The organism is uncultured Bacteroides sp., from assembly GCF_910586915.1.
GTDB lineage: Bacteria > Bacteroidota > Bacteroidia > Bacteroidales > Bacteroidaceae > Bacteroides.
In genome coordinates, this window is sequence record NZ_CAJULN010000023.1 from 1 (window position 1) to 12,161 (window position 12,161).

Genomic DNA, 12,161 nt, shown 5'->3' on the forward strand with positions numbered 1-12,161 from the left:
ACCGTCCGATTGGACAGATAAAATATTCACTAATTTAATTCAACCAACAGGTTTTCTTTTCTATGTTCCAGCGGGTATTTGCGGTATAAGGTAAGTTCGGTAGTCTGACTTCCTTTGTCGATTCTTTGTTTGTCGCCGTTGCTTTTGAGGACAAACGGGGCGGCGACGGGCACGGGCAGTCCGTTTTCGTAGTAGACGGGGAGATATAAGCAGTTGGTTCCCAGTCGGGCGAAGGTGCACGTACCTTTGTGGATGTCGGCTTGTGCCACGGGTTTCCATTGCTGTTCGTTGAATACACATAAGTAGCCGTAGCGGACGTTGCCGGGAAAATCCTTCTCCGTGACGGTGGCGGTGTTGACGTATTCGTCGGTGACGTCTTTCAGGAAAGCGTCGCGGAAAAACGGAGGGATGAATTCTCCTTGTTTGGGGGTGATGTCTTTTTGTCGGGAATAAGTTTGCCGATACACTTTGGGGATTTCTCTTTTGAACTCTTCGATGGCTTCCCTGCTGTGGAAACGGGCGTCGATGGGTTGTGCCCAGGCGTGGTTGCCGTCGCAGTTTCCCCAGGCCGGCAGCATATCGAGGGCGGCGGGAATGCCTGCCATCCGATAGAGGAGCAGGTATTCGCAGAAAGTGTCGAATGCGATATCTTTCAGCCAGGGGCAGGTGTCGCTTTGCCGGAAGACGGATTCGATATAGGCAATCAGTTGCTTGGCGGTCAATGTTTCTATGTCCTCCGTCAACGGGGTGTTTTCGCTGAAGAGGTCGACGTGCTGCAAATGTATCTGTTCGGCTATTTTCCATTCCATTCAATCGGCTCGAGTGGAATTTTGTTGCAGTGAGTCGAAGTGCGCGGCTACTTTTGGGTTGGCTAAGGCGGTGTGTCCGGGCATATTTTCTATCAGAAATCGGGCCGCTTTGTATTTGAGCGAGTCTTCGGGCAAACGGCTGAAGTGGGTTAGCACTTCTTCCAGTTCGGTGTGGTTCTTGCCGGCTTGCTCCAGTGAGGTTTCCAATGGTGAGGGGCGGCAGGAGTGGAGAAATGAAAAGCCGACAAGGATGCTTAACACCGGTAGGGTGGGGCGGATGTTTCTCATACGGTATTATATTGAACGGTTATTTCCCAAATAAAAGAAAAAATCGTGATAATTCCAAATGTTTATCGGGAAAAAAACGGGTGTTGCGCTTGCTTATATCGGGACTCTGTTGCGTTGCTGAATGTTTGTTGTCCGTAGCCTAATCGGATTCTCTTTTCTTTCTGCTGTTTTTTCGTTCCACTATAGTGGAACGAACGGAACACTGTAGTTATCCTTGCGTTCCACTATAGTGTTCCGCAAGGGAAACTGTAGTGGAACGCAATCAGCATCCCTGATTAATTATCTCTCGACAGGCAATGGTTCCACATCCGTATCAGAAAATTCATTTTGAATGGCGGTTCTTCTCCTGTGTCTTTAAATACCCATTTGGTATGAGTCAGTTTATTTTCTTTATTGTATAGTAGAACTAATTTGGAAGGAGGTACATCGCACTGATAAGCATATCCGTTTTCCTGGAATACTTTGGTGGTATCATAATAATAGGTTTGCGCAGAAAGATATGATGCACAAAATAAAATGTTAAAAAGAGTCATAATTGTTTTCATATTCAACAGTCTTTTGTTAGTATTCTTAAATTTGAAAAATTGATTAAACCAGTTCTGGTCTCATCATATTTATAATTATGATAACCAGGGGTTATTTCAAAAATTGAAACAGTAATTAGAAAGTGAGAATTAAATGCATTTATGTCTGCATTAGAATGTAGGTGACCTTTTTCATTAATGTATTGTTTTAAATTTTTTATAGTTGCCATTCGTTGGTCGTTTGAATAATATTTTTCCCATTTGTTATTTTTATATTCTGGAAGTTTTTGTAAATACAAATATTGCGCATAATGAGCTTCAATTTCTTGATTTATTAACGAATTTAAAAATGTCGATTTATTTTCTTGATAGGCTTGATAAGTATGCCACATTTCATGAAAAAGTTCATTGCTTTCTGCTGTTAATCTTAATTCAACGGCAGAAGTTCCGTTAAATGTAAATGAAGCATAATTTTTATTCGTAAATTGTATAATAATAGTTTTTCCTTTAAGCGCATTTTTTAATCCATTATAAAGAGCTTTTTCCATGCAGTCTGCTGTAATTTTATCCAGCATTCTTTCAATAACTCCCCAGTTTTTGTCTGTCATATTAGAATTGCGAAATATAGCTTTTGCCTTAGGTGCTATCGGTTGAGGAAGCTCGCCTCCTTGATTTCCTCCTCCACCGCAAACCCACGGTCCTGGACAGTGTTGGCTTACACATAGGTCGCATCTATGATTATCTTCTACACATACGCATGGGTATTGACCACAACTGCTGCACCGACGTCCGTCGCAGTATGGGCAATTGGGAAACGAAGTGTCGTATTGCTTGTAACAATACGGGCAGGTAGTGTAAACGGGAATCCATCCTATACCACCTCCACCGGTGCTTCCGCCTCCTCCGTCGCCCGGTGTTACCGTAAAGTCGCAGTTATTGGGACATCTTCCCAACTTCACATCATAATATTCTCCGCATAGTAAACAATATGCTTTGTTGCCCGGACAGTCGAAACCCTTCGAATTCTTTATTTCCTACGAATCGATACATTTTCTCCTGCTTCTGACGGGTTCCGTATTTAGAGAGGTCGGCAAGTGTCGTGATTACATAATAATGTATTTCACCGTTTTCTTTGTCCTGCGTGAACATCAGCAGGTTGTTTGCTAAAAACACTTGCTTTTTGTTTCCCGACTGTACGTAGGCTGCAAAGTGCATCCCTTTTCCTTGCAGGGGCACTTCGGCATATATTTTTTTCTGTCCTTCCCATAGTCTTGCCGCGTCCCATCGGGGTACGATGTCGATAGCTCCTTTGGCAGCATTTGTGCTTGCTGCGCAACAGCAGCTTTGAGACGCTTCGTTACCAACCCGCGTATGAGGGTGGTACGCTAAATTAGAGTGTACTTGCTTGAGAGTGGTGGCATTCTCCTCAAAGCATTGTTTCATTGCTTTCACTGTTTTGTTTTCGAGCTTTGCCGAAACGGGCGAATAGTCCGCATTGAGTAGCGGTTCGTCTATACACCTTATATATAATAAGGTGACTGCAACTGTCAAAATGCAGCAAATGTACCAACGGATATTTCTCATAGGTATTATATTGAAGGGTTATTTCCCAAATAAAAGAAAAAACTATGAAAAAACAAATATTTTTCAGGAAAAACGGCGATTTGACTTCAGATTTTAATTTTTCTTTTAAAAATGGTCGGATTTTCTTACATTTGTGAATAGTAATGCAAAAAAGAACGTTCAAAATGAGAATAGCGGCGAATGTGATACTTGCTTTGTATCTTCTGTTTCTTCCTTTGCTGGCGATGCTTCTTCCTGATTACGAGGTGATAGCGTGGTCGGTCTTTCTGTTGGTGGGAAGCCTGTGCGCGTTCTTGTCGGGGTGGGGTGGAAGGTCGGTGCGGTCACGGTTACAGACCTTTTCGTTCTTCTGGCACTCCTTTGGGCGTGTGCTTCGGTTGTTTTTCTGCGGCATGGCAAGGTGGATGCGCTTTATCCGTATGGCTGGGTAGCCATGTTGTTGCTGTATGGAGTCTGTAGCAGGATGAACCGTGCGGGAATTTTGGGGCTGTATATGGCTTTGGTGCTCTCCGGAACGGTGCAGGCAGTGTGGGCGTTGCTTCAAAAGAATGGTTTCTATACGGATGTTGCCGCAGAGTTTGTGGTTACGGGAAGTTTTGGCAATCCCGGACCGTTGGGCGGATACTTGGCAGTGGCTTTTGCTGCCGCTTTGGGCTGTCTGCGCGAGGTAAACAACCGGGCAAGCAAAGCATGGCTGCTTACGGTGCTTTTGCCGATAAGCGCGGCGCTTGTGGTTACAGATTCGAGGGCGGCGTGGCTGTCGGCGTTGGCGGCTGCCGTCTTTGCGGCATGGAGTGTGCTGCCGGATGCGTTGCGTTGTCGGAAATGGTATGTGTGGTTTGCTGTTTCGGCAGTCGTTGCCGGAATACTTTTCGGGTGCTATCATTATAAAAAGACGTCGGCCGATGTACGTTTGCTGGTATGGATGGCAGGCGTGGAGATGGTAGCCGATGCACCGTGGTGCGGACATGGAGTGGGCAGCTTTCCGATGCAGTATATGGATTACCAGGGAGAGTGGCTGGCGCAGCATCCCGGTTCGCGTTTTCACGCATTGGCCGACAACAATATGCAGGCATTCTGTGAACCTTTGTCTCTGCTGTGCGAGCAGGGCGTTGTGGGAGGGGTACTTGCGGCAGTACTTGTGACGATGGCTTTGTCAGGTACTCGTTTCAGACATTACTCTCCGGTATTGCTTGCTCTCGGCATCTTTTCCTGTTTCTCCTATCCTACCGATGTGTTTGCATTGAAAATGCTTTTCCCGATGCTGATAGGCACGCTCTCTTGCCGGCGTGTACTTTTCACTTTTACGCCGGACAGGAGGTTGTCGGCAGTCGTTTGTTGTTTGCTTCTGCTATGTTCCGGAGGGGCGGGCAGGGCGGTTGTGTAACGCTATCAGACTGCTTTCCGGCACTTGACGGAGGGTGTGGAGGTGGGAGAGGGGTGCCCGCTTCCCTATCATCAGAGGTATATGTCGCGTTATGCGAAGTACCTGCTCGAACGGGGCGAGGAAGAGAAGTTTTGCCGGATAGTAGGTTCCGGCAGTTTTCCGTTTGTCACTTCCGTTGTGTATTGCGACTTGGGGATGGCCTATCAAGGTTGCGGCGATAAGCGAAAGGCGGAAGAGGTTCTGCTGCGTGCCTACAGGATGGTTCCGCCGAAGATATTGCCCCGTTTCTGCCTGTTCAGGCTTTATCGCGGATGGGGGCGCGACGCTGAGGCCGAAAGAATGGCCGAAGAGATTCTCTCCTTGAATGTGAAACGGAAAGGCACTGTCTATCTGGAAGCCCGAACGGCGGCTTCCATGTTTCTGAAAGAAAGGCGGGAAGCTCGTCCGTAGGGGGAGATGGTTATCTGTTCTTCCTGAGCGACTTGTAGACTGGAATAAACACTAATGCTGCCGAAAGGATAAGCATTACGATTGTCATTCCGTCTATCCGTTCGGCTGTTGTAAGCACCAAATAGCAAAGCGCCAGCCAAAGCAGGCTGACGCAGACTATTTGCGATGGGGATAACGGTCTTTTCATTTGCTCTCTTTTTTCTTCTTGTCTACGATGGCGTCAATCACGGCTACGGCGGTGATGTTCACGATGTCGCGTACAGAACTTTCAAAGTCGGTGAAATGAATCGGCTTGTTCAGTCCCATCTGGATGGGGCCGATAAATTCCGTGTCGGGGTCCATTGCCTGCAACAGTTTGTATCCTGCGTTGGCAGAGCTCAGGTTCGGGAAAATCAGTGTATTCACATCTTTTCCTTTCAGACGGGTGAACGGATACTTGGCGTCGCGCAGCTCGCGGTTCATGGCGAAGTTCACTTGCATTTCGCCGTCAATGGCCAGTTCGGGATACTCCTCCTGCATATGGGCCACTGCTTCGTGCACTTTGACGGGGCTTCCCGTGGTGTCGGCGCCGAAGTTCGAGTAAGACAACATGGCCATTGCCGGAGTGTGGTTGAAGAAACGCACAGTCTTGTCAGACAGTTTGGCGATGTCAATCAGTGTTTCGGTGTCCGGATGACGGTTAATCAGCGTGTCTGCCAAGAAGTAAGTACCTTTCTTGGAGTTCAGAATGTGCATGGTTCCGAAGTGCTTGTATCCCGGTTGGATGCCGATTACCTCTTTGGCCACTTTGATGGTGTTGCTGTATCTTGTATAAAGTCCGGTGATAAAGGCGTCGGCGTCTCCCGTCTCCACCATCATCATGCCGAAGTAGTTGCGTTCGAACATCTTGTCGTTGGCCTCTTCGTAAGTGAAGCCTTCGCGTGCACGTTTTTCGGCAAGGATGCGGGCGTAGCGTTCGCGGCGTTCCGATTCGTCGGGGTGGCGGAGGTTGACGATTTCAATGCCTTCGAGGCTGAGATCGAGCTCTTCTGCCAGTTTGCCGATGGCTTCGTCGTTTCCTAACAGGATGGGGTGGCAGATACCTTCGGCTTTAGCCTCAACGGCGGCTTTCAGCATATTGGGGTGGATGCCTTCGGCAAATACGACGCGTTGCGGGTTGCGGCGTGCGGTGTCGTAGAGCTGGCGCGTCAGCTTGGATTCATATCCCATGAGTTCGCGCAGGTGCACACAGTAAGCGTCCCAGTCGGTGATTACCGTGCGGGCCACTCCGCTTTCGATAGCGGCTTTTGCCACGGCACACGAAACTTCGGTGATAAGGCGCGGGTCTACCGGTTTCGGGATGAAGTATTCCGGGCCGAACGACAGGTTGTTCACATGATAGGCGGCGTTCACAACATCGGGCACAGGCTGTTTTGCCAAGTTGGCGATGGCGTGTACGGCGGCGATTTTCATTTCTTCGTTGATGGCTTTGGCGTGAGTGTCCAGTGCACCGCGGAAGATGTAGGGGAAGCCGATGACGTTGTTAATCTGGTTCGGGTAGTCCGAGCGTCCGGTTGCCATCAGCACGTCGGGACGTGCTGCCATAGCATTCTCGTAGGAGATTTCCGGTGTCGGGTTTGCCAGTGCGAATACGATAGGCATCGGAGCCATGTTGCGCACCATGTCTTGAGTCAGCACGTTGCCTTTCGACAGTCCGAGGAATACGTCTGCACCTTTGATGGCTTCCTCCAATGTGTGTACGTCCGTACGGTCGGTGGCGAAATATCTTTTCTGTTCGTTCAGGTCGGTACGTGTTTTGCTGATGACGCCTTTGCTGTCCAGCATGACGATGTTTTCGAGGCGTGCCCCCAACGATACATATAACTTGGTGCAGGATACGGCGGATGCGCCTGCACCGTTGACAACGATTTTCACTTCTTCGATTTTCTTTCCCGCCACTTGGAGGGCGTTCACCAGTCCGGCGCTGGAGATGATGGCCGTTCCGTGCTGGTCGTCGTGCATCACCGGGATGTCCAGTTCCTCTTTCAGCCGGCGTTCGATTTCAAAGCATTCGGGCGCTTTGATGTCTTCGAGGTTGATACCGCCGAAGGTAGGCGCGATGGCTTTCACGGCAGCGATGAATTTCTCCGGGTCTTTCTCGTTCACTTCGATGTCGAACACGTCGATGCCTGCATAGATTTTGAAGAGCAGTCCCTTGCCTTCCATGACGGGCTTGCCGCTCAATGCGCCTATGTCGCCCAATCCGAGCACGGCAGTACCGTTGGAGATAACGGCAACGAGGTTGCCTTTGGCAGTGTATTTGTATGCATCCTGCGGGTTCTTTTCTATTTCGAGACAAGGCTCTGCCACACCAGGAGAGTAGGCAAGTGCCAGGTCTGTTTGTGTACTGTATGGTTTGGTAGGAACTACCTCAATCTTACCGGGTTTGCCCTGCGAGTGGTAGAGCAAGGCGGCTTCTTTGGTTATTTTAGCCATGATATTTTCAGTTTTGTTTATTAGTAAGTTGTCAAATGACTGCAAATGTAGTAATAAAAGTTTGAAAGTGTAGCGATTTGTGTGGTGTTTCTGTTGATTTTATAGCAAAATGATTAAATGAAGCAGGATGATATAATGAACATAGAACCTTCGGAAGAGAATTTCGGATACGTTGGAACAGGGAGAGTAAGTAGAAGAAAGAGGAGAAACATCTGTAAGAGTTGTCTCGATTGAGTACTTGAGTTGGGAAAGTAATGTACAGGAAACCTGCGGAAGATGTATAACATTGGTGTGAATGATGTACGATGCTAAAACCACAGATTACTCGAATTAGCACGGATTATTTAAGCTGATTATTAAGTGTTCAAATAAGAATCTGTGAAAATCCGGGTAATCTGTGGTGAAAATCGGTTATTGTGTCCTTATGCGTTCAAGGCCTGTTCGATATCTGCGATAATGTCATCTGCATTTTCGATACCTACCGATAGACGGATCAGGTCGGGACGTACGCCGGCTTCCATAAGCTGTTCGTCCGACAACTGGCGGTGCGTATGGCTTGCCGGATGAAGCACACAACTGCGCGCATCGGCTACGTGGGTGACGATAGCTACAAACTCCAGCGAATCCATGAACTTGATGGATACGTCGCGTCCACCTTTCAGACCGAAGGAGATAACCCCGCAGGAGCCGTTCGGCATATATTTCTGTACCAAAGCGTAGTATTTGTTGTCGGGCAGTCCGCAGTAGTTCACCCAGGCCACCTTCTCGTTCTTCGACAGATATTCGGCTACTTTCTGTGCGTTGCCGCAGTGCTGGGGCATACGCAGGTGAAGCGTTTCAAGTCCTAAGTTCAGCAGGAAGGCGTTTTGCGGACTTTGGGTGCTGCCGAGGTCGCGCATGAGCTGGGCAGTGGCTTTAGTGATATAAGCACCTTTGCCGAATGCTTTCGTATAGGTGAGTCCGTGGTACGACTCGTCCGGTGTGCAGAGTCCGGGGAATTTGTCGGCGTGAGCCTCCCAGTCGAAGTTGCCACTGTCTACGATGCAGCCGCCTACGCTGGTGGCGTGTCCGTCCATATATTTGGTGGTGGAGTGTACGATGATGTCTGCTCCCCATTCAAACGGGCGGCAGTTTATCGGGGTCGGGAAGGTGTTGTCCACAATCAGGGGAACGCCGTGGCTGTGGGCGATGCGGGCAAACTTTTCGATGTCCAACACTTCGAGCGTAGGGTTGGAGATGGTTTCACCGAACAGGGCTTTCGTGTTGGGACGGAAGGCTGCGGAGATTTCCTCTTCGCTGCCGTCGGGATTGACGAAGGTAACGTCGACGCCGAGCTTCTTCATGGTCACGGCAAACAGGTTGAAAGTACCGCCATAGATGGAGGAAGAGCAAACGAAATGGTCGCCTGCCTGGCAGATGTTGAAGATAGCATAGAAATTGGCTGCCTGCCCGCTGGATGTCAGCATGGCGGCTATACCGCCTTCGAGGGCAGCTATCTTGGCGGCAACGGCGTCGTTCGTCGGGTTTTGCAGACGGGTATAGAAGTAACCGCTGTCTTCCAAATCGAAAAGACGCGCCATCTGTTCGCTGGTTTCGTATTTGAAGGTAGTACTTTGATAGATGGGCACCACGCGGGGTTCGCCTTTCTTCGGCGTCCAGCCTGCTTGCACGCACAGGGTTTCGGGCTTGAATTGTTTTGCCATAATGATATCGGTTTTTATGTTTTATTGCCAAAAATAGTTTTAACGAAGCAAAAGTAAGGAAAATAATTGTATTTTTGTAACTGCTAAAGAGTGAAATGAGATTTTAGAATAAGGAGATAGTTAGTGCAGATATGAAAAGTAGACTCTGTATTCTTTTGTTTTTAGTTTTTCTTTTTTCGGGCGCGGCTCTTCGGGCGCAGCAGAAGGCCACCCCGAAGACAGGCGAGGGGATATCCTCTTTCCTGTTGAGGCACAACCGCTCTCCGAAGAAGTACTATGATGATTTTGTCGAACTTAATAAGAAGAATTTAGGAAAGAACAACGTACTGAAGGTAGGCGTGACTTATGTGATTCCGCCGGTGAAAAAGCTGTCGGGAACTTCCGCAGTGAAAGGTTCCGGAAAGCCCCCCGCCAAAGCACCGAAAGTAGGGACTGTACTTAAAGAACCTCTGTTCGGGAAGGCGCTGGCTGATGTCAAAGTAACCTCCAACCGCCTAGCAGGCGCCTGTTTCTACGTGGTCAGTGGGCACGGAGGTCCTGACCCCGGCGCTATCGGGCGGGCAGGGAAGCATGAACTTCACGAAGACGAATATGCGTATGATATTGCTTTGCGGCTGGCGCGCAACTTGATGCAGGAGGGTGCAAAGGTATATATGATTATCCAGGACGGCAGAGACGGTATTCGCGATGCTTCCTACCTGTCGAACAGCAAGCGGGAGACTTGTATGGGCAACCCCATTCCGTTGAATCAGATACAGCGCCTTCATCAACGGTGTACGAAGATAAACGCCCTTTATCAGAAAGACCGCAAGCAGTACTCCTACTGCCGGGCAATCTTTATCCACATCGACAGCCGTGGGAAGGGCAAGCAGACGGATGTCTTTTTCTATCATTCGGGCAAGAAGGCGGAAAGCAGGCGCTTGGCGAATAACATGAAGAATACTTTTGAATCGAAATATGGAAAACACCAGCCCAACCGGGGATTCAACGGGACAGTGAGCGGACGCAACCTGTATGTGCTTTCGCATACAACCCCTACTTCCGTGTTTGTGGAGCTGGGCAATATACAAAATACCTTCGACCAGCGCCGTCTGGTGATAAATTCCAATCGTCAGGCGTTGGCAAATTGGCTGTTGGAGGGATTCTTGAAAGATTATAAGGAGAAAAAATAGAGAAAGTTTTTTTCGTATGCATCCTCTGTCCGCCGCAGGGCTTCCGTTAGGAACGGGAGGATAGAAGAATAAAGAACGAGCAAGCCTTTGCTTTATCCGGCGATGGGCTTGCTCGTTGCTTATATGTTATAATCGGGGGTGCTTACTTCCATTCGCTGTGCTGTTCCAACATCGGGTTGGTGTCTATTTCGCTTTGCGGGATGGGCCAGACCAAATCTTGTGCACCACGCAGATTGCCTCGAGTGACAGCACCGAATCCGTAGAACGACTTGTCTCTCTGCATACGTTTCTGAGCGTTTTCAAAATCGTTCCAACGGTAAAGGTCGGCAAAACGCAAATCTTCGAAGGCAAGTTCCACCCGGCGTTCGTGGCGTACGACGGCACGCAGTTCTTCCTGGTTCAGATTGCTTCCTTCCGCTTCTTCCACGGCAGGCATACTCACGCGGGCACGCACTTCGTTGATGTATCGGGTTATTTCTGTTTGTGAGTAACCGCCTTTTTCAATCATGGCTTCCGCAAGCGACAATAACACCTCCGCATAACGGATGACGTAGAAGTCGAGACTGCCGTCATATTCGTTTGCCGTATTTTCCGGTGTGTACCATTTGCGAATACAGCAAGTGGAGCTGGCGGGCAGGCTTGTGTACAACTTGCCGTTCCATTCCATTCCCGGGAGCATCAATGTTCCCTTCATGCGAGGGTCGCGGTTTTCGTAACGTCCCATATCGGGGTTATCTTTGGTGTGTGCTCCCTGTTCGAGATTGCCTTTAAATAAGGGCGACTTGTCAATGGGCAGTCCGTCCGTGCAATAGAAATCGTCGCACAAGTTCATGGAAGCCTCAATGGCATTCATTGGCCCCGACCAGCAGATTCCGAAGGTATTGCCTTCGTTCAGTCCCGGACCTTTGTAGTGTACGCTCAGTAACACTTCTTCGGCTGTCTCGTTGGCTTCTTTGAACAAGTCTGCAAAGTTGGCGGCAGGGTCACTTCCGTCGCCCGATTTGAAAAGTTGCACTTTGCCGATTACATTCTGGTAGGCGGTTATCGCCTCATCCCATTGTTGGTTGAACAGGGCTATTCGTCCCATGATGGCATAAGCCGCTTCTTGTGTGAGACGTCCTGTCTGTGCCTTTCCTATGGCCGGAATCTTCGGAACCCATGTCTTCAAATCTTCCAACAGGGAAGAGATAATTTGGCTACGTTCCGTCTTGGGCGCTTCGGCTTCTGCTAAAGTAAGCGGCTTGGTGAGGTAAGGTACGTCACGGAATACGGAAGTCAGGTTACAATACATCAGCGCACGCAGGGCGATGGCTTCTGCTTTGTATACTTCTGTCTTTTCCTGTTCCATCGGGATGCGGTCTACGTTTTCGATGAGCATATTGCATCGCTTGATAACCTCGTAGTTGGCTTTCCAGTACATGGAGAAGCATTCGTCGGTGGTAGCCGAAGTACATTCCGAGATACTGCTTCCCAGCATCCAGTTGCCCCAGGAGTGGTCGCCGTTGTCGGTACAGGTTTCACGGCTTAGGAACCCGAAGTTCCAGGCATCAAGGTGGTCGTCATATAAGTTCCGGCTTTGCATAGCGTCGTAGCAGGCGGTGAGTGCCATCAATGCGTCCGCTTCGGTCTGCCAATAGGTGGTTGACGACGGCTGGTTCGGGGAATCTGTCTGTAGGAAACTATCCGAACAGGCACCGGTAGAGAGAAGCAGTCCGGATAATAATAAAATTCTGCATATGTTTTTTGTATTCTTAATCATAATATGTGTC

Annotated in this window: 12 protein-coding genes; 3 read left to right on the top strand and 9 right to left on the bottom strand. The window is 49.0% G+C overall.

Annotated features, from left to right (window positions below; all coding sequences use genetic code 11):
- Nucleotides 1-29: 29 nt before the first annotated feature.
- From QZ331_RS09335 to QZ331_RS09355, 5 genes are all read right to left on the bottom strand, one after another.
- Nucleotides 30-809: a hypothetical protein gene (locus QZ331_RS09335; RefSeq protein ID WP_294629638.1), complete on the bottom strand. Its 780-nt coding sequence runs from the start codon at nucleotides 807-809 to the stop codon at nucleotides 30-32.
- The gene (locus tag QZ331_RS09340) at nucleotides 810-1,097 is read right to left on the bottom strand and encodes a hypothetical protein (RefSeq protein ID WP_294629639.1); all 288 of its coding nucleotides are present in this window, start codon (nucleotides 1,095-1,097) and stop codon (nucleotides 810-812) included. It abuts the gene before it with no gap.
- Between the two features lie 275 nt (nucleotides 1,098-1,372).
- Nucleotides 1,373-1,642 carry a DUF5043 domain-containing protein gene (locus tag QZ331_RS09345; RefSeq protein WP_294629640.1) on the bottom strand — a complete coding sequence of 90 codons (270 nt, stop codon included), beginning with the start codon at nucleotides 1,640-1,642 and terminating at the stop codon, nucleotides 1,373-1,375.
- Nucleotides 1,643-1,644: 2 nt separating this feature from the next.
- The gene (locus tag QZ331_RS09350) at nucleotides 1,645-2,229 is read right to left on the bottom strand and encodes a hypothetical protein (RefSeq protein WP_294629641.1); all 585 of its coding nucleotides are present in this window, start codon (nucleotides 2,227-2,229) and stop codon (nucleotides 1,645-1,647) included.
- A 352-nt stretch (nucleotides 2,230-2,581) separates the two neighbouring features.
- On the bottom strand, nucleotides 2,582-3,064 hold the full coding sequence (locus tag QZ331_RS09355) for a hypothetical protein (protein WP_294629642.1): 483 nt from the start codon (nucleotides 3,062-3,064) through the stop codon (nucleotides 2,582-2,584).
- A gap of 394 nt (nucleotides 3,065-3,458) precedes the next feature.
- On the opposite strand from QZ331_RS09355, the gene QZ331_RS09360 reads away from it, so the two are divergent.
- Nucleotides 3,459-4,592 (top strand): O-antigen ligase family protein, encoded by a 1,134-nt coding sequence (locus QZ331_RS09360; protein WP_294629643.1) that lies wholly within the window; start codon nucleotides 3,459-3,461, stop codon nucleotides 4,590-4,592.
- A 24-nt stretch (nucleotides 4,593-4,616) separates the two neighbouring features.
- Nucleotides 4,617-5,042, top strand: a complete 426-nt coding sequence (locus QZ331_RS09365) for a hypothetical protein (RefSeq protein WP_294629644.1) — start codon at nucleotides 4,617-4,619, stop codon at nucleotides 5,040-5,042.
- 10 nt (nucleotides 5,043-5,052) lie between these two features.
- Here the strand turns inward: QZ331_RS09365 and QZ331_RS09370 are convergent, their stop codons facing one another.
- From QZ331_RS09370 to QZ331_RS09380, 3 genes are all read right to left on the bottom strand, one after another.
- Nucleotides 5,053-5,229, bottom strand: a complete 177-nt coding sequence (locus QZ331_RS09370; RefSeq protein WP_294629645.1) for a hypothetical protein — start codon at nucleotides 5,227-5,229, stop codon at nucleotides 5,053-5,055.
- A complete protein-coding gene (locus QZ331_RS09375) occupies nucleotides 5,226-7,517 on the bottom strand; it encodes an NADP-dependent malic enzyme (RefSeq protein WP_294629646.1) in 2,292 nt (763 codons plus the stop codon). Before QZ331_RS09375 ends, QZ331_RS09370 begins: the two co-directional genes overlap by 4 nt.
- Nucleotides 7,518-7,939: 422 nt before the next feature.
- Nucleotides 7,940-9,220: an O-acetylhomoserine aminocarboxypropyltransferase/cysteine synthase gene (locus QZ331_RS09380; protein ID WP_294629647.1), complete on the bottom strand. Its 1,281-nt coding sequence runs from the start codon at nucleotides 9,218-9,220 to the stop codon at nucleotides 7,940-7,942.
- Nucleotides 9,221-9,351: 131 nt separating this feature from the next.
- On the opposite strand from QZ331_RS09380, the gene QZ331_RS09385 reads away from it, so the two are divergent.
- Nucleotides 9,352-10,392: an N-acetylmuramoyl-L-alanine amidase gene (locus QZ331_RS09385; RefSeq protein WP_294629648.1), complete on the top strand. Its 1,041-nt coding sequence runs from the start codon at nucleotides 9,352-9,354 to the stop codon at nucleotides 10,390-10,392.
- Between the two features lie 142 nt (nucleotides 10,393-10,534).
- On the opposite strand, the gene QZ331_RS09390 is transcribed toward QZ331_RS09385, so the two are convergent.
- Entirely contained in the window at nucleotides 10,535-12,151 is a 1,617-nt protein-coding gene (locus QZ331_RS09390) for a RagB/SusD family nutrient uptake outer membrane protein (protein WP_294629649.1), read from the bottom strand.
- Nucleotides 12,152-12,161 lie beyond the last annotated feature (10 nt).